The organism is Actinoplanes sp. NPDC021490, from assembly GCF_055562135.1.
On record NZ_JBVHFW010000054.1, the window covers coordinates 1 to 1,018 of the forward strand.

The 1,018-nt window shown below is 73.4% G+C and carries 1 protein-coding gene; it reads right to left on the reverse strand.

Features of this window, described 5'->3' with window-relative positions:
• The coding region (locus ACZ3I4_RS47900) for an acyltransferase domain-containing protein (protein ID WP_465388855.1) at positions 1-1,001 on the reverse strand (1,001 nt) is incomplete at its 3' end.
• Positions 1,002-1,018 lie beyond the last annotated feature (17 nt).

Genomic DNA, 1,018 nt, shown 5'->3' on the forward strand with positions numbered 1-1,018 from the left:
CGCTGACGGCGCCAGCTGACGAGCGCGGGAAGGGCTGCGCGCAGCGGCTCGGCGTCGGCAGGCTCCAGAGCTCCGACGAGGGCTTCGAGGTTGCCCTGCTCGACGGCCTCCCAGAAGGCGGCGTCGTCCGGGGCAGCGGTCTCGGCGAGCACGACGGCCGGGGACTCGGGCCAGTAGCGGGTGCGCTGGAAGGGATAGGTGGGGAGGGTGGTGCGGGTGGCGCCGGTGCCGGCGAAGACGGCCGTCCAGTCGACGGCGGTGCCGTGGACGTGGGCCTCGGTGAGCGAGGCCAGGAAGCGGTCGAGTCCGCCCTCGTCGCGGCGGAGGGTGCCGAGGACGGCGGCGTCCGTGTCGGCGTCTCCGGTGGTGCCCTGGAGGCCGAGGGAGAGGACGGGGTGGGGGCTGACCTCGATGAAGACGGTGTGTCCGTCGGCGAGGGCGGCGCGGGTGGCCTGCTCGAACTCGACGGTCTCGCGCAGGTTGTTGTACCAGTAGCCCGAACCCATCTCCGTGCCGTCGAGGAGGGTGCCCGTGAGGGAGGAGTAGAGGGGCGTGCCGCCGGTCTGCGGGGCGATACCCGCGAGCAGCCGCGCCAGTTCGGCCTCGATCTCCTCGACGTGGGCGGAGTGCGAGGCGTAGTCGACGTCGATCTTGGGGGCGCGGATCTCGTTCGCCTGGCAGTCGACGACCAGCTCGTCCAGGGCCTCGGGGTCGCCGGAGACGACGACGGAGGAGGGTCCGTTGACGGCGGCGATGGAGATCCGGCCGTCCCAGGCGGTGATCTTCTCCCGCACCCGGGCGGCGGGCTGGGCGACCGACACCATGCCGCCGCGGCCGGCGAGGGCGGTGATGGCCTGGCTGCGCAGGGCGACGACCTTCGCGGCGTCGTTCAGGGTGAGGATGCCGGCGACGGCGGCTGCGGCGATCTCGCCCTGGGAGTGGCCGATGACCGCGGCCGGTTCGACGCCGTACGACCGCCACACCTCGGCGAGGGAGACCATGACGGCCCACAGGACGG